The sequence below is a fragment of the Sorangium sp. So ce375 genome, from assembly GCF_051473855.1.
GTDB lineage: Bacteria > Myxococcota_A > Polyangia > Polyangiales > Polyangiaceae > Sorangium.
This window is the reverse complement of record NZ_CP150335.1, coordinates 9,306,888-9,327,064: the sequence shown is the minus strand read 5'-3', so window position 1 is coordinate 9,327,064 and position 20,177 is coordinate 9,306,888. Positions and strand designations below refer to the sequence as shown.

Genomic DNA, 20,177 nt, shown 5'->3' with positions numbered 1-20,177 from the left:
CCGCTCGCCGGACCGTTGAAGACGGCTCGACGCCGGTGCATCCTCCGCCTTATGCGCCCGGGAGAGGTCATCGACAGCCGCTTCCAGCTCGAGCGCGTCGCGGCCTTCGGTGGGATGGGCACCGTCTACCGCGCCATCGACCGGGCCACGGGGGGTCAGGTCGCACTCAAGCTCCTCGGCCCGCCCGAGCGGAGCTCCGCGCACCGCTTCGAGCACGAGGCACGCATCCTCGCCGAGCTCGATCACCCGAGGATCGTCCGGCACGTAGCCCACGGCATCACCCCCGACGGGATGCCGTACCTCGCCATGGAGTGGCTCGAAGGGGAGAGCCTCGCGCAGCGCCTCGCCCGGCAGAAGCTCGATCTCGAGGAGAGCCTCGCCCTGCTCCGCGCCGCCGCCGAGGCGCTCGGGGCGGCGCACGCGCGGGGCATCGTCCACCGCGACGTCAAGCCGAGCAACCTGCTGCTCGTCGGCGGCGAGGTCGCCGGCCTCAAGGTGCTCGACTTCGGCATCGCCCGGATGAAGCGCACCATCGGCACGCTCACCCGGACCGGCTCGGTGATGGGGACCCCGGGCTACATGGCCCCGGAGCAGGCCACGGGCGAGCGCGACCGCCTCGACGCGCGGGCCGACATCTTCTCGCTCGGCGCCGTGCTCTTCGAGTGCCTCACGGGCAGGCCCGCGTTCCAGGGCCAGCACGTGATGGCCCTCCTCGCGAAGCTCCTCATGGAAGACCCGCCGCGCGTGCGGAACCTCCGGCCCGAGGTGCCGCAGGAGCTCGACGAGTTCGTCGCCCGCATGCTCGCCAAGGACCCGGAGCAGCGGCCGCGCGACGGCTCGGCCGTCGTCGAGGCGCTCGACGCCCTCGAGCGCGATCCCACGAGCGGCCTGGCCGCGCCCCCCGTCCTGTACGAGGCGATCACGGCGTGCGAGCTCCGGCTGCTCTCGATGGTGGCCGCGCGGGAGCCGCGCTTTTCGCCCTGCGACAGCGCGGCCAGCACGCTCGTCGCCGCGGCGACGAGCGACCTCACGAGGAGGCTCTACACGAGCGCGCAGGCGTTCGGGGCGCGCGTGGACGCGCTCGCCGACGGGACGATCGTGCTCTCGATCGCCGGCGTGGGCGACGCCGCCCTGCAGGCCGCGCGCGCGGCGCGGTGCGCCCTGAAGCTCGGCGAGCTCGTGCCGGAGGCCTCCGTCGTGCTCGCGACCGGCCGCGCCGAGCACACAGGCAGCCTCCCGGTCGGGCCCGTCATGGACCGCGCGGCCGCGCTCCTCGCCCTCGCGGAGCGCGAGGCGCGCCCGGAGCGGAGGCCCGCGCCCGTGTGGATCGACGACGTCACGCGGGCGCTGCTCGACGCGCGGTTCGAGATCGAGCCGGCCCGGCCCGGCACGTTCTTCCTGCTGCAGGAGCGCGAGGTCGGCCGGTCGGCGCGGACGCTCCTCGGGAAGCCGAGCCCCTACGTCGGCCGCGACAGGGAGCTCCGGAACCTGCGCGAGCTCCTGGAAGACAGCTTCGGCGGGCCCGAGCCCCGCGCGATCCTGATCACCGGGCCGCCCGGGATCGGCAAATCCCGCTTGCGGTACGAGCTCATCGAGATCTTGCGGGAGCGGCACCCCGAGCTCACGGTCGCGGTCGGCCGCGGCGACTCGCTGAGCGCGGGCTCGCCGTTCTCGCTCCTCGGCTCCGCGCTCCGGGGCGCGGCCGGGATCACCGGCGGCGAGCCCGCCCCGGCGCAGCGGGAGCGGCTCCTCTCGCTTGTCGCCCGCGCCCCGTCGCTCTCGCCGGGCGAGAGGACGCGGATCGCCGCCTTCCTCGGCGAGATCGTCGGCACGCCGTTCCCGGGCGAGGCCGATCCGAGGTTCCTCGAGGCGCGGCAGAGCCCGGCCCTGATGGCCGACCAGATCCCGCTCGCCTACCTCGACTTCATGGAGGCGGCGTGCGCGGCGGGGCCTTACCTGCTCGTGCTCGAGGACATCCAGTGGGGCGACGCGGCGTCGCTCAAGCTCATCGCGCGGGTGCTCCGGGAGCTCCGCGACAGGCCCTTCGCGGTGCTCTACCTGGCGCGCGTCGAGGTGCGGAAGGCCTTCCCCGTCCTCTGGGAGGGCAGCGAGGTCCACGAGATGACGCTCGGCGCCCTGCCGCGCCGCGCGGCCGAGGAGCTCGTGCGGCAGATGCTCGGCGACGGGTTCCCGCACTCGGAGGTCTCGCGCCTCGTCGAGCGCGCGAGCGGCAACGCCTTTTACCTGGAGGAGCTCATCCGGGCGGTCGCGGAGGGGCGCGCGGACAGGCTGCCGGAGACGATCCTGGGCATGGTCGAGGCGCGGCTCGAGGCGATCCCCGCGGAGGCGCGGCGGCTGCTCCGGGCGGCGAGCGTCTTCGGCGAGGCGTTCTGGAAGACGGGGGCGCTCGCCCTGCTCGGCGACGCCGGCGGATCGACGCTCGCGGTGGACTGGCTGCCCTGGATGCTCCAGCGCGAGCTGCTCGAGCGCCGCGAGCAGAGCCGCTTCGCGGACGAGGAGGAGTACGCGTTCCGGCACGCGCTGATCCGCGACGGCTGCTACGCGATGCTGCCGGACCACGATCGCGCGCTCGGGCACAGGCTCGCCGCCGAGTGGCTGCTGCAGGCGGGAGAGCACGACCCCAAGGTGCTCGCCGAGCACTTCGAGCGGGGCGGCGAGCCGCGGCTCGCCGTGGAGTTCTACCTGCACGCGGCGGAGCAGGCGCTCGCCGGGAGCGACCCGGCCGCCGCGCGCTCGCTCGCGGAGCGGGGGCTCGCCCTGGGCGCGGAGCGGGACGTCGAGGCGGTGCTCCGCGGGATCCGGGAGGGGGCGTCCCGCGCGCTGGGCGCCGCGGACGCCGCGCTCTCGTCGAGGTCGTGAGCGCTCAGGGAGCGCCGCTTTCCCCGATACGGAGCATCTTCCGGTCCTGGAGGACGCGGAGCTGCCTCACCTGGAAGGCGAGGGGGTAGCTCGCCGATCTCGTTGAGGAACAGCGTGCCGCCGTGAGCCACCTCGAGGAGCCGGGGCGCGCGTGGCTGGCGCCCGTGAAGGCGCTCTTCTCGTGTCCGAAGAGCTCGCCATCGAGGTGCGACGATGGAACTCGGTGCCGAAAGTACCCCGTGCGGGATCTGCATCCTCTGCGCGATCATCGAGCGCGCCACGATCACGAAGATCCTCGAGCACCTCGGCATGTCGGTGCACCCTCTGCCGGCCAAGCGAGGGCGAGACCCTACCCGGAGCGAGGCCCCGCCGATCGGGGCGGACCTGTAGACCACGACCCGGCGTGCCGCGCGTCAGGTGGAACGCTTTCGATCAGGCCCGGGCGGCGGGAGCCGCCCGAGGAGCCGTCGATGCCGGACACGGTGCGCTGCGGGGGACGTGCGTGACTGCGTTTGGACGAGCTCAGTGTTGATGGACAATATGCCACAACCGAGTGAACTGGTCGGATCTGTTGTTTTTGTAGGCGCACCAGTAGGTTGTACTTTGTGCGTCAAGGCAACCGCCGGTGGTTGCCGGGAAATTCTTGACAGGTCGGAATGGCTTTGCGCGGGCTAGCCTCCGCGACCTTTCCTCGTTGGGGGGGACATGGTACGAATCCCGCATGCTAGCGCACGACATCGGACGAGCTATCGAGGCAGCCAGGAAGCGCCTCGGTGTATCACTCGAAGATCTGTCCGCCAGCACGTCGCTAGATGTTGCCATGTTGGGCTCGATCGAACGGGGGGAGCAGCTTGTCTCGACCGCGAAGCTCGATCGCATCGCGTCGGTGCTGGGGATTGACGCATTTGCTCTCTACAATGGTCGCGAGGTAGAGCGAACCCTCGTGGTGTTGCCTCGCTACGCCGCAGGGAGTGACTTCCAAGACGGAGATCTCCCGGTGCTGCGCCGCGCTCTTGAGCGAGCAACGGCGCTCGCCAAGGTATCGGCCATCGTCGGCAAGACGAGCCTCGCCGGTCGGTTCAAGCCAAAGCCGCCCGGAGCCGACCCGGCTCAAGACGGGTACCATTACGCCAGGCTTGTGCGTAGGGCCCTCGGACGAACCACAGAGCCGCTAGGCAGCCTGCCCGAGTTGCTTGCCGAGCAGTTCGACGTCCCCGTTATCGTTGCGCCGCTGGCGACGGCGGCGTTGCAGGCCGCCGCCGTTCGCTCCTCGGCGACCCACGCGGCCGCCGTTGTGCTCAATCCATCGGTCAAGGATGGTCCCCCGGTTGGCAGTTTCCAGGCATGGCTCGTCGATCGTGTGAGCATCTGCCACGAGCTGTGCCATATCGTCTTCGACGAGCCCAGGGGAGGCATCGTCGACATTATCCTTGACGACCTGATCCGAGAGAGCCAGGCGAGGCCGCCGATCGAGCAACGGGCCGGCGCGTTCGCGGCCGAGATGCTCATCCCGCTCTTCGGCTTGAGGAAGCTGCTGGGGCAAGAAGGCAGGCAGACGGACACGCCTGCCCAAGCAGATCGCATGGTGGACGAGGTCCGGACGCACTTCAAGACGCCCGCCGAGATCGCTGTCAACCACCTTTACAACCACGGCTACATCGCTAGGATCTCCGCCTTCCGGGAGGATTTGATCCAGCGCGCGCAGGGGCGGGAGAACCCCCAGTCAGCCACGCCGCCAGCCGGCGAACACGATGCGTGGCGACAAGCTTTGATCGCCCGCACGCAGGACGCCCATGATCGCAGCCTCATCACGGACGGTGCGGCGCGAGCGCTGCTCGAGCTAGAGCCCGGCGAGCCGCTCCCGTGGGAGCGCGGTGCGCTGTGACCTTCCTGCTCGATGCGAACGTCCTCGTGGACTTCCAGAACGCTCAGCTTCTGTCTGCGCTCGTGGATGCGGCGCAGACTCTCGATATGGCCGTCGCCGAAAAGGTCTTCGACGAGGTCACGTTGCCCAAGCCAGACGACTCGAGTGATCTCGTTGGTAAGAAGCGACAGGCGGCCGCAGCCCTCGACGGCGCACGAATCAGGAAGATCGAGATCCTCCCGGGCACCCAAGAGGCCACGCTCATGCAGGCCCTCCTCGCACCGCTCCAGACGGTCAAGGAGAAGGACCAAGGCGAGGCCGCCTCCATCGCGATCGCGGCGAGCGACGCAGGACTTCTGTTCGTGACCGGCGACAAGACCGCGGTCCTGTGGGCCCTAAACGAGCTCTTTCACACGGGCGAACGCGTCATGCGAGTGCCGGTTTTCATCCGGACGCTGTTCCTCCGCGGGGCACTCCCCGCGAGCGCCGTAAAGCAAGTTGCAGCGAGGGCTGCGAGCCACGGCGCCGTCCCGAGTTGGTGGCAGTCGTGGTTAGCAGCGCTGTGATCGGACTCCAAGGCAAGCGCCCACCGGGGCCCAGGCCCATCCATCCCTGCTCGGGGACGCCGGCGGATCGACGCTCGCGGTGGACTGGCTGCCCTGGATGCTCCAGCGCGAGCTGCTCGAGCGCCGCGAGCAGAGCCGCCTCGCGGACGAGGAGGAGTACGCGTTCCGGCACGCGCTGATCCGCGACGGCTGCTACGCGATGCTCCCGGACCACGATCGCGCGCTGGGCGCCGCGGACGCCGCGCTCTCGTCGAGGTCGTGAGCGCTCAGGGAGGCCGCTTCCGAGGCCGCGGGGTGCCGTACTCCGCGCCGCCGCCTTGGCACCGCGAGCTCGACGATCGGCGGGTGCGCCGAGCACCTGAGCAGATCGTGAACATCCACGCGCACGCTGACCCCGGTCAAGTGAGCTGCATGAAATCGATCGCCGCTGCCATTCGAACGCCTGCAGCCACGTTTTCGCCGGTGAGCTGCGCCGGCTGCGCCGCCAGTCGATTCGTGTAGTCCTGTACGAAGGCCTGGAATCTGGGCATGCCGCCGACGGACAGATCCGAGAGATCGAGCGCGTCCACGTCGGTGCTCGCCCCCGACTCGTTCACGAAATGCAGCTTCACGCCCGGGTAGTTTGCGTCCAGCGCCGCTTTGAACGAGAGGAGCACCCTTCGACAGACCGTGCATGGCTTCTTCGAGCCGACCACGAAGACGTGCTCGGGGTACTTGGCAAAGTCGTTCCCCGCGGCTCTCAGGCGCCTCGCGAGCTCACGGAGGATGTTCTGCTCGGCGTGCAAGGGCCCCTCCACCCGTTCGAGCTGGCCCACCTTCACCTCCTTGCCATCGAACTGCAGCGTGTGCGCACGCGTCAGGTTGGTGAGAGCCGCGGCGAGATGAGCGTGGTTGTTCGCTTGGCCAGCGGTGTTCGAGGCAAAACAATATTTTCCGCCGAGCTTGGTGACCTGCACTTCCATGACCGAATTGTCGATGCGCTTGGCCTCGGTGAATACCGCCGTGCTCATCGCGTGCAGCAGCGATGCTTTCTCCCCGTTGATGCCCAGGATCGCCCTCTGAATCGAACCTCGCCCCGACGCTCGTTCGAGCGGGGCCTTGGCGGCGTGGGGGGCGCGGGTCGTCGACGGGGAGCCCGGGCCGCGCCTGGCCTGCACCACGGTCGCTGGATGCGGAGGCCGTGAATGCCCGGAGACGGTGGCGGGATGCGGCGGGCAGGGAGGTCGCTTCATGGATCTCGGATGAACCTACACAGCGGGACCGCCCTGGCAAGATTCTAGCCCTGGCCGCAGCGGCGGCGGTTGGCGCGCTCGTCGGCGGATCGGTCGGTTTGCTTCGGCTTTTCACCCACCGTCGTCGGGTTCGGCGCGCAGCGAAAGAGGTGGAGTTCTTCGTCGGCGAGCCACCGGATCTACCCTATGTCGGCAAGCGGTGCGCTCTATGTGCACGATCGATCGTGACCAACGAGTGTGGAGCTCGCTGCCAGACGTGCGGCGCGCCCATCCATCATGAGAAATGTGCCCGGAAACATAGGTCCGCGCATCGCCAGCCCGAGGGAGCTCCTTCGCCAGGCGATTCCTGAGGATCGTGCCAGCCGGGAGGGGGCGTCCCGCGCGCTGGGCGCGGCGGACTCGCGCGCCGCGCTCTCGTCGAGCTCGTGAGCGCTCAGGGCGAGCGCTTCCGCGGCCGCGGGATGCCGTACTCGTCGATGCGGTTGATCAGCGTGCGCAGCGACACGCCGAGGAGCTTCGCGGCGCGCGTCTGGTTGCCCGCGGACCGCTCGAGGGCCTCGATGACGCGCTGCCGGTCGACGGCCTTCATCTCGAGCCGGAGCCTCGCCATGGCGTCGCTGCTGGGCGGCGCGGCGTCGGCTGGCGGGGGCGCGGCGTCTGCTGGCGGGGGCGCGGCGCGGCTCGACGGAGGCGCGGCGCGGCTCGACGGAGGCGCGGCGCCGCTGGGGGGCGCGGCGCGGCTCGATGACGGCGCCGCGCCGCTCAATGGCGGTGCTGCGTCTGCTGGCGGCGGCGCGGCGCGGCTCGATGGCGGCGCGGCGCCGCTGGGCGGCGCGACGTCGGTTTGCGGCAGCGCGGCGCCGCTGGGCGGCGGGGGCACGCTGCCGCTGGACGGCAGCGGGGCGCGGCCCGGGGGGGGCGCGGCGCCGCTCATCAGGTGCGGCGGCAGATCCGCGGGCAGGACCGACTCGCCCGCGCACAGGACCGCCGCGCGCTCGATCACGTTGCGCAGCTCGCGCACGTTCCCCGGCCAGGCGTACGCCTCGAGGGCGGCGAGCGCCTGCGGCGAGATGCGGGGCGCGCTGCGCTGGTCGAGCCGCCGGCACGCCTCCTCGAGGAACCGGCTGGCGAGCGGGCCGATCTCGGCGACCCGCTCGCGGAGCGGCGGGACGACGAGGGCGATGCCGTTCAGCCGGAAGTAGAGGTCCTGGCGGAAGGCGCCGCCCGCGATCTCCGCCTCGAGATCGCGGTTCGTCGCCGCCACGAAGCGGAGATCGAGCCGGCGGGGGGTGCGGCCCCCGATGCGGAGCACCTTCCGGTCCTCGAGGACGCGGAGCAGCTTCGCCTGGAAGGCGAGGGGCAGCTCGCCGATCTCGTCGAGGAACAGCGTCCCGCCGTGGGCCGCCTCGAGGAGGCCGGCGCGCGCGTGGCTGGCGCCCGTGAAGGCGCTCTTCTCGTGGCCGAAGAGCTCGCCCTCGAGGAGCGACGGCGGCAGCGCGGCGCAGTTCAGCTCCACGTAGGGCCCGCTCGACCGCGGCGAGCGCGCGTGGAGGGTCCGGGCGAGCACCTCCTTGCCCACCCCCGTCTCGCCGAGGATGAGCACGCTGATGGGGCTCCGCGCGGCGCGGGCGGCCTGCTCGTAGAGCGCCAGCATCGCCGGGGCCAGCACCACGATGTCCGCGGGCGGCTGGCCGCGGTCGGGCTCCTCGGCCGCGCCCGCGGGCGCGCGGCCGACGACGACGGTCGTCGCGCCGAGGTTGAAGCGCTCGCCGATGCCGACCTCGGCGCTCTCCCGCGAGAGGCGCCGCAGGCGGTGGGTCCGCACCGTCACCGCGCGCGGCTGCTGCTCGCCGACGAAGGTGCCGTTGGCGCTCCCGAGGTCCTCGATCCGGAGCGGGGGACCGACGTGGAGGACGGCGTGCCGGCGCGAGACCGAGCGATCCTCGATCCGCACGTCGCACCCCTCGTCGCGGCCGAGGACGACGCTGCCGCGGGGCGGCAGCGGGGCGAAGGTGATCGTGTTGCCGGCCACGATCGCGAGCCGGAGCGTCGTCGTGCAGGAGCCCCGCACATCGCTGCCGGGAGAGCCTTCGTCCACGAGCACATCCTACGCGCCGCCGCGCGCTGCCGCGCGCCGGTTTGCGCTGGATTGCACGAATCGTGCAAAACCGTGCAGATCGTCCGGATCGTGCGGGCGATGGCGCGGCCGATCGTGCAGACCGATGCACGATCGGCGCACCGGCGGCCGGCGCCCACGCGCGGCGGCGCCGCGAATCGCTGGGGCCGGTGCTCGGCACGCCTCCTGCTCATCCAGGAACTCGGGCGCTCGCGAGCGTCGATGGCGGCCTCGAGCGACGGCGCGTGAAGCGCGGTCGAGCGGGCTCAGCAGCGGCGCGGCGCGCCCCCTACGGAGTATGGATCAGGAGCGATCATGTGTAACGAGCATGGACCCTTCAATCGCAGGCGCCTCCTTCAGGGGCTGGGCCGCACGGCGGCGGTGGCCGCGTTCGCGCCGGCCGTCCTGTCGACCCGGCTGGCCGAGGCGCACGTGCAAGTGACGCACGAGGAGCTCGCCCCTGGCCGGCCCGAGGCCGTCGGCCTGTGCTCGGAGCGCATCGAGGACGTCTTCGCGCGCATCCAGCGCCGCGTGAACGACGGCCTCTTCCCGGGCGCGGTCGCCCTGATCGCGCGGCGGGGGAGGATCGTCGGGCACCGGGCGTTCGGCACCCGGGTCCGCGGCGCGGACGAGCCGGTCACGCTCGACACCCTGTTCGACGTGCTCTCGATCACCAAGGTCCTGGCGACGGCGACGTCGGCGATGATCCTCGTGCAGGACGGCGTGCTGCGGATGAACGACCGCGTGGCCGACTTCATCCCGGAGTTCGCGGCCAACGGGAAGGAGGCCGTCACGGTGCGCGACATGCTCCGGTACACATCCGGCTTGCCGCTCGACTGCCACTTCCTGGACGATCCGGACGGCGAGCGCGTCTGGCGGCGCATGGCGGAGTCGCCGCTCGAGTACGTCCCCGGGACGCAGGTGCTCTACAGCGATCTCACCTACCGCCTCCTCGGGCGGGTGATCGAGGCCGCCGCGGGCGTGGATCTCGACACCTTCGCGAAGGAGCGCATCTGGGGCCCGCTCGGCATGAGCGACACGACCTTCAACCCGTCGGCGGAGCTGATCGCGCGCACCGCGGCCACGGGCTACTCCGAGGCCCGGGGCCGGGTGCTGCGCGGCGAGGTGCAGGACGACCAGGATCACGCGCTCGGCGGGATCGTCGGCTGTGACGGCGTCTTCTCGACGGCGAGGGACATCGCGGTGTTCTGCCAGATGATCCTGAACGGCGGCAGGTATGGCGGCGTCCGCGTCCTGAGCCGCCAGGCCGCCGCCGCCATGGTGAACAACCAGACGCCCGAGGTCAGGGCAGAGGAGACCGATTTGTCTCCGATAACGAACCTCCTGATGACGCCCAAGGGCTATGGATGGGAGCTCGCGACCCGCCGCTTCTCCCACGGCGGGTCGCGCCTTACGACGGGCTCTTATGGCAAGGCGGGCGGCACGGGGTGCTTCCTGTGGATCGATCGCCGCCGCGAGCTGATCGGGGTCCTCTTGACCAACCACGGCCTGCCGACGCCGCTCGACGAGATCGGCTGGAACCGGATGCTCGACGCGGTCGGGAACGTGGAGTTCTTCGACGGGATCGTCAACGCCGCCCTCGACGCGTGAGCCCGGCGGGCGCCGGCCATCACAGGAAATCAACAGAAGGGAAGTGAGATCGAGAGCGCGCAAGGGGGAGGCAAGAAACATCTCGCCTCTGGTCCCTTGCGCCCCATGCGCCCTTGCGGTTCCTCTCTTCAGGCGCTCTTCACGCCCCCTCCGGCGCCGCGCGGCGCGGCGTCACTTGCCGCAGCCGACGCGCGCCGAGTTGAGCGCCAGGTCGTCGTACCACATCGTCTTCGCGCCGCCGTGGTACTTCTCGAACCCGAACTTGAAGAGCTTGTAGTCGTACGGACCCCAGTCCGTGACGTGCATCGCGTTGACCTCGGCGCCGTCCACGAACACGCTCACCGAGCGGCCCGGTCCGTCGTAGTGGAACTCGAGGCAGTACCAGGTGTTCGCGACGAGCTTCACGCCGCCGCTGCACATGTACATTCCGCCGTTCGAGAGCATCTCTTTGTCGTCGCTCTTGCGGTTCAGCTCGAGCTGACACTGGTGCTCGCCGATGCGGATCTGCTCTCCGTTGTTGGGATCCCCGTTGCCTTCCACGGCCGCGACATACGTGTTGTGGCCCATCTGGATGTCGGTCGCGCTCTTGAGGTAGATCCTGCCCCAGAAGTTGCTCGGCACGGCCACGCCGAGCATCTGGCTGAAGTCCGTGCCCGAGACCTTGACGGAGTGCGTGCCGCTGTGACCGGTGCTGTCCAGCGTCACGAAATCAGCCATCTTCGACCGCTGGTACTCCGGGAAGAACTGGAGCTCCGAAGGCAGCGAGCCGCCCTCGAAGTCGGAGCAGAAGATGCTGCACCCGCCGGGATCCGGGTCGCCGGTCGCCGTGCTGGTCGTGGTGTCGTTGCCCCCGGCGCCCGTGGTGGCGTCGCCTGAGCCGCTGCTCGTCGTGGAGCTGCCGCTGGTGACGTCGCCTGAGCCGCTGGTCGTCGTGCTGCCGCTGGTGACGTCGCCGCCGCTCGTGGCGCCGCCGCTTGTCGCGCCGCCGCTGGTCGCGCCGGGGCCGGCGGAGGTGCTCCCGGGGCCCGCGGCGTCACCGCCGGACCCGCCGGCGCCGCTTCCGGAGCTGGAGTCGTCACCGCACGCGGCCACGGACGCGAGCGTGAGCGCCGCAAAGAAGGCAAAGGAACGAGCCGAGAAGGACATACTGGGAGATCTCCTCAACAACGGGCAGTGAATGTGCCCAAGCGATGCGCGCGACTTTACCAGTGAACCCTGCGCATGTCAGGCACAACCGGAGGAGTGGGCGGAGGCCCGCTCACGCCTGCCGGAGCCCCATCGCGCGCGCGACTCCATCCCGGTACGCGAGCCAGGCCGCGTGCGCCGAGGCGACCGCCGAGGCGACCGCCTCCGCCATCGGGCCCTCGTCCGGCACGTGCCCCAGCACCATCTCCCACGCGTCCCGCCGGTGCCCGCCCTCCACCGCCCGGTGCGCCCTCACCAGGCGCATGCGCTCGGGCGGACACCCGTAGTGACGCACCATCGGGTGCGCGCGCAGCGCCTCCTCGATCGGCGGCGCCTCGCGCTGCCCGAGGAGCTCTGCGCGCTCGTGCACGCTGCCCTCCACGAAGATCGTCAGCACCGCCGCGCCAACGACCCACGGCGGCGCCGCGCTCGTGTGATCGAGCAGGGCCCTGTAGGCGCCGGCCTCGGGCTCGAGCGGGATCGACTCGTCCTCGATGGCCGCGCGCGGGATGCCCAGGCCATCGATCATCTCCAGGAAGAGCTCCGGGTGCGACACGCCCAGCGAGAGCTTGCCGGTCTGCTCTTCGAAGAGGTTCTCCGAGAGGGCGCTGCGCACCGCGGCGGGCGGCGACTGGCCGAGCACACGCGCGAGCAGCACCGGGAAGTCGCGCACGAAGACCCGGTATTCGTGCCGGAGGTGGACCGCGAGCTGGTCGCGCGTGAGGCCGGGGCCGGTGAGGTGCGCCCAGGCCCAGTGGTTCTTGCGGTCCATGATCGCGAGCAGGCGCTCCTGAAGACGACGCGTCATGCGGCAGCTCCTCGGCAAGGGGGGAGCCTTGGTTGTACAGCACCGAAGGCGTCTGCCCAGCGCCGTCGTCGCCACCCGCGCAGACGGCGGCGCGCCGTCAGGGCAGGGGGTGGCCTGGAGAGCGTGGGGGCGCTCGCGCGCTGTCCTGTCACAGATCACCCCCTTCGGCCGATGAGCGACAATGCGCTCACGATCCTTGGCGTTCGTCGCTGCGGTCACCCTCCTGGCCTGTGGGGCGCAGGGGCTCGTCTCGCGCGAGGACAGCCTCGCGTCCGCCCCTGCGCCGGTGCGCGCAGAGGCGCCGGCGCCCGCGTCGAGCCCGGCGCCCGCGCCGGCTGCGGCGCCTCCTGCAGAGCCCGCCGTCGCGCCCGCGTCGGCCGATCCGATCGTCGCCCGCGCCCGCCTCGAGGTCGCCCGCGGCGTCGCCTACGACCCCGCCTGGGTCGCCATCGGCTACCCCAACGGCGATCCGGCCCCCGATCGCGGCGTCTGCACCGATGTCGTCGTCCGCGCCGTCCGCGCCGCGGGCATCGATCTCCAGCAGAAGATCCATGAAGACATCCTCGCGCGCCGGGCCGTCTACACGACGGTCGAGCGTCCCGATCGCAACATCGACCACCGCCGCGTCGGGCCGATGCTGACCTACCTGCGCGCCCACGCCACGGCGCTCCCGAGGACGTTCGACGAGGCCGCGGTGAGGACCTGGGAGCCTGGCGATATCGTGGTCTGGGCGCTCAAGCCGTGCCCTTCGTGCAGGCCGGATCACGTGGGTATCGTCAGCGATCGCAAGGGGCCGCGCGGCATCCCGCTCGTCCTGCACAACCTCGGGCCGACGCCGACCGAGGACGATGTCCTCGACGCGTGGACCGTGCTCGGCCACTTCAGGATCCGCGGCGCGGCGACGCGGGAAGGGGTCGAGGAAGGGCGGGGCGGCTCCGGGCCGTGAGCGGTGCGGGTCGCGCTACCTGGGGAGGTCGCCCAACCTGGGTCGGGTCGCTCCGTAGGAGCCGCTCAGGGACGCCAGGGACAGGCAAACGAGCTCAGGGGTGTCCCTGGCGCATCAGCGATCGTCCCCTGGGGCGGTTGCCGTGTCCCTGACACCTCGTGCCTCGTCCCTGACGACGATCCACGTGTCCCTGGCCGCTGTCTCACCGGTCGCCGCTCGGCGTGCCCATTGTCCCAGGCGGCCCTGTTCGTGTCCCTGACGCTCGCTCACGTGTCCCTGGCGGCCAGCGCGCAGCGAACCTGGGTCGGCTGGCCAACCTGGTCGATTGTTCCCAGCGGCTTGTTGGGCGCGTGACAGAGAAAGAGAAAGAGAGAGAACACAGGGAGGCGGGGAGGAGAGAGACAGACAAAGGGAGGAGGGGGAGAGGTGGGGCCATTCTTCGAGCGCGCTCGCTTGGGGCGACTGCTTTCAGGGGGCCCGTTTGCAGGGTGGTTCCCGGCGATGTCGATTCCGCACAACCAGAGTTGGTCTCGCGTCGATAGATAGGCATGAGCATCGGTTGGGCGCAGGGAGACAGGGAAGCGAGAAGGTCGTGGGATCTGTCCGAGCGAGTTGTCGGAGCGTGTATCGAGGTGCACCGTCACGTCGGTCCCGGGCTCCTGGAGTCTGAATCTCTTCCCCATCTCTCACCTCCCCGCCTCCCCGCCTCCCTGTGAATCTCTCTTTCTTCCTCTCCCTCCCCCCAATCTCTTCGCCTCCCGCATCCTGTCGGCAGCGCCGTTCGTCGGTGGGCCATGACGACGAAACCCCGACCGAACGACGCCTCTACATCTCCATGATCGGCGCGGCCGCGCTCTGCACGGCGCCCTCCACGCGCAGGGGCTCCTAGTACTACAGCCGCACGTCGCGGAATCTTCGCGGATTTCGATGAGCGGGCGGGCGATCGTGACGCTTGGCTCGTCCGCGCACTGGTGGAGTCCAGCTCGTTCGGCGCTCACCGACGTGCGGCTGCAGTACTAGCGCACCGATCACGTTGGAGTTCCGAGGAAATCAACAGAAGGGAAGAGCAACCGCAAGGGCGCAAGGGGCGCAAGGGGAAGGCAAGAAAATTTCTCTTCTCTGGTCCCTTGCGGCCCTGGCGCCCTTGCGGTTGCTCTCTTTCCCGCATTCGTTGCCCTTGGAGCTTGCTCCCTGGAAGATCGGTTGGGACTCACAACCCATTGAATTCAGGTAGGTTTCAACCCGTTCGTTGCTCTAGCAGAGCGCCGCGCCTGCCAGGCCCAGGGGACGAGCCGAGGAATACGTGCTGGAGATCTCCCCGACAAAGGGCGCAGAATGGTCCCGGCGATGCGGGCGACCTCCCGACCTGCTTTCGAGTTCACGAGCCACCGCCTCGCGGGGCGCCACGAGGGCCTCGGCCGCATCTTCGCAGGCCTCGCGCTGCTCGCGATCGTGGGGCCCTTCCTGGCCAGCGTGCTCGCCGTGATCCTCGCAGACGTGCTGGGCGAGCCGAGCCTCCGCGGGTTCGCCCTCAACGCCCTCGCCTTGACCCTGCCGGGCGTGCTCGCCGCCCTGGGCCTCTCGCTCGTGAGCGCCCTGCTCATCACCACGGGCATCCGCTGGAGGGGGCCGGTCCGCGTGGCCGCCGGCGCGGCCGGGCTGCGCTTCGCCTTCGGCGCCCTGGAGCGCTCGATCCCGCGCGCCGAGATCCGCTCCGGCATCGTCCTGTCGGATCTGCGCGTCCGCGCCGAGCTCCGGCTGAGCCGCGGGCGGGTGATCGAGATGCAGGTGGCGCGAGAGGAGGAGGGCGCGCGCCTGCTCGCGGCTCTCGGGATCGGCCCGACGGAGCGGCGCGTCGCGGTCTCGCTCGGCAGCGTCCACCGCGAGCTCGTGGCCGGCTGCGTCGGCCTGCCGCTCTTCATGATGCTCTGGCTCATCGTGATCGCATCGATCGCCGTGCCGCTGACGGCCTCCGGCAGCTCCGGGCCGGTCGTGGCGTGGTTTGCCCTCGCCCTTGTGTCGACGTGGCTCCTCCGTCGCGCCGCGCGCCGCACCCAGGTCGTGGTGGGCACCGACGGCGTGCGCGTCGAGCGGCCCTTCTCGTCCGTCTGGCTCCCTTACACCGAGGTCGACTCGGTCGGGACGCGCGGCGAGCGGCTCCTTCTCTTTCGCCGGGGCGGCGGCATCCCTCTCGTGCTGCGGACGGGGGAAGCCCTGACCGAGGCGCTCGCGCAGCGCATCCGCGAGGCGCACGAAGGGGCCGCCGCCGGCGCAGCGCCGCGCGGCGCCGAGGCGCTGGAGCGGCGCGGCCGCGATCTCGCGGCCTGGCGCGAGGACCTCCGCAAGCTGCTCGCCGCCGGCGACTACCGCGCCGCCGGCCTGACCCCCGAGGACGCGCTCCTCGCCCTCGACGACGCCAGCGCCCCGCGGGACCGCCGCGTCGGCGCCGCCCTGCTCCTGCGCGTCGCCGGCTACCCCGAGGCGCAGGAGCACATCCGCGTCGCCGCCGGGGCCACGGCCGACGACGCGCTGCGCGCGGCGCTCGAGCACGCCGCCGAAGACGAGGTCGACGAGGCCGCGCTCGCGCGGGCCTTGCGGTGAGCTCCGCTGAGCCACTCTGGGCCACGCGCGACGGCGGCGTCGGGCAGCGTCGTAGAAGGCGAGAACTTCAGGGAGGTCCGGTGGTGGCGGGATGGCACACGGCCTGCTTGCTGCGTTGAGCGGAGGTGTTCATGTCACGTGACTTTCCTTCGGACGATGCAGCCTTGCTCTCGCCGTTGCCCACGCCGCCGCCTCGAACGGTGGCCCTGGTGCAGCGGGTGTCCCGAGCTGCCGCCGCGGCTGCTGCCGTGTTCGTGGTCGCCTGTGGTCCGCCGGGCGCCGAGCAGGGCACGGGTCAGGGCGATCAAGGCGAGATCATCCCGCCGATGGCGCCGCCTCGGGACGAGGGCGAGATCATCCCACCGATGCCGCCGCCTGGGGACGAGGGGGAGATCATTCCACCGATGCCGCCGCCTCCTCCCGACTGCGAGGGCGGGGAGATCATCCCGCCGATGCCGCCGCCGCCTCCCGACTGCGAGGGAGGGGAGATCATCCCGCCGATGCCGCCGCCGCCTCCCGACTGCGAGGGAGGGGAGATCATCCCGCCGATGCCGCCGCCGCCTCCGGACGGTGAGGGCGGCGAAATCATCCCGCCGATGCCGCCGCCTCCGGACGGTGAGGGCGGCGAAATCATCCCGCCGATGCCGCCGCCGCCTCCGGACGAGGGCGAGATCATCCCGCCGATGCCGCCGCCGCCTCCGGACGAGGGCGAGATCATCCCGCCGATGCCGCCGCCGCCTCCGGACGAGGGCGAGATCATCCCGCCGATGCCGCCGCCGCCTCCGCCGTGCAAGTGAGGTGTTCGAGCGTCGCACGGTTGCTCCCCCCGACATCGTGAGGTCGAAGATGGGCGAACAGGAACGCGAGCTGGAAGTTGCGCCCGAGTGGTGGCGCTGGGCCACGGAGAACCTGCTGCGCGGCGTGCCGGAAGGCGCGATCTCGGAGCAGCTCCAGGCGGCCGGCGTCAGCAGCGCACAGGCCGGAGAGCTGCTCTCGGCCATCGTCCGTTCGCCCATCTTCGTCGCCGCTCGGCCCTTCGCGAGGTCGGCGCGGCGGCACGAGATGCTGGCGCGGCTCCAGCAGAGGATGGCGTCGACCGCGTGCGACCCGACGGGGATCCCGCGGCGCTCCGGCGTGTCGGGCGCGGAGCTCCGCGACGTCTATGTCGCCGGCAACATCCCGGTCATCCTGACCGACGTCGTGACCCGCTGGCCCGCCTTCGGCCGGTGGACGCCGGCCTACCTCGCCGAGCGCTTCGGCGATGTCGCGGTCGACGTCACGACGGGACGCGAGGGCGATCCCGATTACGACATGCACGCGGCGCGGCACACGGTGAGCACGCCGCTGCGCGACTTCGTCGCGCGCATCGTCGACGCCGCGCGCGAGGAGACGAACGACTTCTACATGGTCGCCAACAACCGCGTCCTAGAGCGGACGACGCTCGGCGCGCTGCTGGACGACGTGGTGCTCCCGGACGGGTACTGCGCCGCGCAGCGGATGCTGGGCGCCTCGGCGCTGTGGCTCGGCCCTGCCGGGACCGTCACGCCGCTGCACTACGACACGTCCAACATCCTCTTCGGGCAGGTGTACGGCAGGAAGCGTTACCGCATGATCGCGCCGTTCGAGACGTCGCTGTTCGACGGCGCGCGCGCCATGTACGCCGGTCGGGATCCGGAGAAGGACTCGATGGAACCCGTGCTCGTGAAGGACGTCGTGCTCGAGCCGGGCGAGGCGCTCTTCATCCCGGTGGGCTGGTGGCACCACGTCCGCGCGCTCGACGCCAGCATCAGCCTGGGGATCAACAGCTTTCCGTTCCACAACAACTTCGATTGGTACCGGCCGAGCAACATCGGTTAGCGGCTCGCGGGAGGCTGCGTCTTGACCATCAGGAACCTCGTGTTTCAGGGCGGCGGCGTGAGGCGGTGGCCAGCCGCTGAGACCGTGCGCGCGGGGCCGAACACCGCCGCGCCTTTGGAAGGAGCTTCTCGGACTCAGGGCGGGCAGGTGCCGGTACCTCTGTTCTCAGCGAGCAAGTTGTGGTGCGGCCAGCCGCATCGTCGCAGGCGCCATCCGATACTCCCTATTCCAGCCTGTCGCCCGACGATGCGGTGTCAAATCGGCCTAGACAAGGTGTGCCTCGTGCATCGAATTGGCATACCCATGCGCGGTCAGGATCATACGCGGTAGCACCTCCGATAGATACAGGCGGAGCCGCTTGCACACTCGGCAGCGCCTCGAGGATCGCCTCGCTACCCGCACGCCAGCGAAAGGACCATCTCGTCATCTCGGAAGGTCTCGGATGATGCGCGTTTCGACGTTCGATGATACGGCCTCGCGTATGGCGATACCACTCATTGAGCCGTTTGGTTATGTACAGATCTCCCGTGTGTGGAAACCATGCAGCGAGCTCAGAACCGGCGTTGAGTGCGTTGGCATATACTTTAACTGGCGAGAGCCACTCTTGCGATAGCTGTCGCAGGAGGAGCTCGTCAAAGAGCGACGGTAATAGCCCATTGCCTGCCCGCCGGGGAAAGAGTCCGGCATGATAACGCCCAAGGTTGGCCAACTGCGGGTGGAACATGCTCCCAGATGCACAGAACCTAGAAAACGCGACAGGCGAGCGGCGGCACCACAATTTCCAGAGCGTAGCCGCGAGAGCTGTCTCGAGCTTCGACCATTGGACCACGGGCGGCTTGCGTAGCAGAGCATCCGCGATATTGAGGGATATGGCCCTGCCTGGGCCGGGCCCTTGCGGGAATGCTCCGGCGGCGTCCGGGTTGAGATCAACGACGAACAGCGCGCGCCCTCGCTCGACTACGGAAGCGCAGATCCGACAGAGGCTCATCAGGCCGCCTGGTGTCGGTGGAAGCGCCACGCAGACCGGCGGCCCATCAGAACGCGCAAGCTCTTCGTTGAGATCGGCAGACGGCTCTCCCCCCCAGTATCTAACGCGCGCAGCACGATGACGTTTCGGATCGACTCTTGATGGCCCCAGCAGGAGATTGTCATCGTCGGCCACGACCGGGGATGCAACCTCGGCTAGAGCCGCTCCGGCGACCCTGCCAACGGCAACATATATCGCACGCTGTATCGAATCATTCATCATCTGAATCCGCGCGATCTGCATTTGCACGCTGGCGGGTATGGGGTGCCCTTTTGGCAGGCGTCACGGCAACTTTCGCACGGCGTGTAACCCCATTTGTCGCAGCCTGGATATCCCGTGATGCACTTACCACCGATGTCTTGGTAATCTACGTACATGTCTGTGCATGTCTTGTCGGGCGTGCACCCTGCCATCTCTTCAGTGGCGCCGCTCCCCACGTCGTCACCGTTCCGGAACCAGTCCCCCGTAGCTGCTGACCCCGGTGGGTATGGTTCTCCGGCCCCTGTGCCTTCCGTCCCCCTAAGGTAGCACTCACCCACGTCGTAGTTGCACGCCCACACCGTGAAGCCGAGAGGAATAAGAACAGGGATCGCCTTCAATCTCAGCCTGTGGCGCATGCTCATCCTCCAAGTTCTTCCAGATGCGTGTGCGAAGGGGCGGCGTCAACTGTGATTCAGGGCATGGATTGCGTCTCTGCGGCTACGGCTTGTCAACCTCGCCCCGGTCCCAAGCCGACCTCGAGCTGAGCGCAGCGGGTTGGACATCGTCGCGGCCGAGCTCGGCGTGGACCATCGGAGGTCGAGGCGCACGTCGGCGCGACCTTAAGCCTGCTCGGCGCGTTGTGACGCCCGGGGCGGAGGTCTCGAGCGTGAGCGCGGCACAGCCCCCACGGCGGGGTGCGGAGGTTGAGGCGGACGCCGACGACGGCTGGCGACGAGGAGCGCGGACGCGAGCGCTACATAGCCCTTCGTCGGGCGAGAGGCGTGCGGTGTCCAAGGCGCTGCGCGTGGCCATCGATAGCCGCCCTTTAGCGGGGGCCGGTCGGGTTGAGGACACGATTAACCTGCTCGGCCACGCTGCACGCAGCATCGTCCGCGTCGTGTCGAAGATCACGGAGCGTCCGCCCGAGGAGATCTGCCGCAAGGCGGGCATCCCGCTGCTGCTGGCTCCCAGCATCAAGGCTGGGCTCGACCTGGACTGGAGTGACCCGAAACAGAAGGCGGCGGCGATTCAGATCCTGGAGCGGCAGGTCTCGTCGCTGCAGCAGTGGGTCGACCGCCACCTGGACGACGTTGTCGAGCAGCCGCTTCGCTTCTATTTGGATGCGGTCATACAGGTTCGAGACCAGGACCTGGAAACCGCCGAGGATGGGACCGTGCGCATCCGGCAAGGCGTTGCGCCTGACCGCCGTGTCTCCATTCGGCGACGAACCGCTACACATCCGGCGCTCCTCCTGGGTTAGGGTAGCCAGCCCTGGACCGAGG

Annotated in this window: 15 protein-coding genes and 1 pseudogene; 11 read left to right on the top strand and 5 right to left on the bottom strand. The window is 70.1% G+C overall.

Annotated elements, in window-relative coordinates; genetic code table 11:
* Positions 1-51: 51 nt before the first annotated feature.
* Positions 52-2,880 (top strand): serine/threonine-protein kinase, encoded by a 2,829-nt coding sequence (locus WME90_RS34730; RefSeq protein ID WP_437276348.1) that lies wholly within the window; start codon positions 52-54, stop codon positions 2,878-2,880.
* Between the two features lie 4 nt (positions 2,881-2,884).
* On the opposite strand, the pseudogene WME90_RS34725 reads toward WME90_RS34730, so the two are convergent.
* A pseudogene (locus tag WME90_RS34725) lies at positions 2,885-3,040 on the bottom strand (hypothetical protein); the annotation flags it as partial.
* Between the two features lie 53 nt (positions 3,041-3,093).
* Between WME90_RS34725 and WME90_RS34720 the strand changes: the two are divergent.
* The 4 genes from WME90_RS34720 (at position 3,094) to WME90_RS34705 (ending at position 5,572) form a co-directional block, all read left to right on the top strand.
* Positions 3,094-3,270: a hypothetical protein gene (locus WME90_RS34720; protein ID WP_437276347.1), complete on the top strand. Its 177-nt coding sequence runs from the start codon at positions 3,094-3,096 to the stop codon at positions 3,268-3,270.
* Positions 3,271-3,601: 331 nt separating this feature from the next.
* The gene (locus WME90_RS34715; RefSeq protein ID WP_437276346.1) at positions 3,602-4,765 is read left to right on the top strand and encodes a helix-turn-helix domain-containing protein; all 1,164 of its coding nucleotides are present in this window, start codon (positions 3,602-3,604) and stop codon (positions 4,763-4,765) included.
* A complete protein-coding gene (locus tag WME90_RS34710; RefSeq protein ID WP_437276345.1) occupies positions 4,762-5,310 on the top strand; it encodes a hypothetical protein in 549 nt (182 codons plus the stop codon). Before WME90_RS34715 ends, WME90_RS34710 begins: the two co-directional genes overlap by 4 nt.
* A 79-nt stretch (positions 5,311-5,389) precedes the next feature.
* Positions 5,390-5,572: a hypothetical protein gene (locus WME90_RS34705; protein ID WP_437276344.1), complete on the top strand. Its 183-nt coding sequence runs from the start codon at positions 5,390-5,392 to the stop codon at positions 5,570-5,572.
* A 136-nt stretch (positions 5,573-5,708) separates the two neighbouring features.
* Here the strand turns inward: WME90_RS34705 and WME90_RS34700 are convergent, their stop codons facing one another.
* Positions 5,709-6,320 carry a hypothetical protein gene (locus WME90_RS34700; protein WP_437276343.1) on the bottom strand — a complete coding sequence of 204 codons (612 nt, stop codon included), beginning with the start codon at positions 6,318-6,320 and terminating at the stop codon, positions 5,709-5,711.
* A 655-nt stretch (positions 6,321-6,975) separates the two neighbouring features.
* Positions 6,976-8,640, bottom strand: coding sequence for a sigma 54-interacting transcriptional regulator (locus WME90_RS34695; RefSeq protein WP_437276342.1), 1,665 nt, complete (start codon positions 8,638-8,640; stop codon positions 6,976-6,978).
* 333 nt (positions 8,641-8,973) lie between these two features.
* Between WME90_RS34695 and WME90_RS34690 the strand changes: the two genes are divergently transcribed.
* Entirely contained in the window at positions 8,974-10,269 is a 1,296-nt protein-coding gene (locus tag WME90_RS34690) for a serine hydrolase domain-containing protein (protein ID WP_437276341.1), read from the top strand.
* A 171-nt stretch (positions 10,270-10,440) separates the two neighbouring features.
* Here the strand turns inward: WME90_RS34690 and WME90_RS34685 are convergent, their stop codons facing one another.
* Both WME90_RS34685 and WME90_RS34680 read right to left on the bottom strand, forming a co-directional pair.
* Positions 10,441-11,415: a hypothetical protein gene (locus WME90_RS34685; RefSeq protein WP_437276340.1), complete on the bottom strand. Its 975-nt coding sequence runs from the start codon at positions 11,413-11,415 to the stop codon at positions 10,441-10,443.
* Between the two features lie 112 nt (positions 11,416-11,527).
* Positions 11,528-12,262, bottom strand: a complete 735-nt coding sequence (locus WME90_RS34680; RefSeq protein WP_437276339.1) for an iron-containing redox enzyme family protein — start codon at positions 12,260-12,262, stop codon at positions 11,528-11,530.
* Positions 12,263-12,443: 181 nt separating this feature from the next.
* Here WME90_RS34680 and WME90_RS34675 point away from each other — a divergent pair, with 181 nt between their 5' ends.
* From WME90_RS34675 to WME90_RS34655, 5 genes are all read left to right on the top strand, one after another.
* Entirely contained in the window at positions 12,444-13,208 is a 765-nt protein-coding gene (locus tag WME90_RS34675) for a DUF1287 domain-containing protein (RefSeq protein WP_437276338.1), read from the top strand.
* 1,347 nt (positions 13,209-14,555) lie between these two features.
* On the top strand, positions 14,556-15,809 hold the full coding sequence (locus WME90_RS34670) for a hypothetical protein (RefSeq protein ID WP_437276337.1): 1,254 nt from the start codon (positions 14,556-14,558) through the stop codon (positions 15,807-15,809).
* Between the two features lie 164 nt (positions 15,810-15,973).
* Positions 15,974-16,606, top strand: a complete 633-nt coding sequence (locus WME90_RS34665; protein ID WP_437276336.1) for a hypothetical protein — start codon at positions 15,974-15,976, stop codon at positions 16,604-16,606.
* A gap of 49 nt (positions 16,607-16,655) precedes the next feature.
* Positions 16,656-17,666, top strand: a complete 1,011-nt coding sequence (locus WME90_RS34660) for a cupin-like domain-containing protein (RefSeq protein WP_437276335.1) — start codon at positions 16,656-16,658, stop codon at positions 17,664-17,666.
* Between the two features lie 2,015 nt (positions 17,667-19,681).
* Positions 19,682-20,155, top strand: a complete 474-nt coding sequence (locus tag WME90_RS34655) for a hypothetical protein (RefSeq protein ID WP_437276334.1) — start codon at positions 19,682-19,684, stop codon at positions 20,153-20,155.
* Positions 20,156-20,177 lie beyond the last annotated feature (22 nt).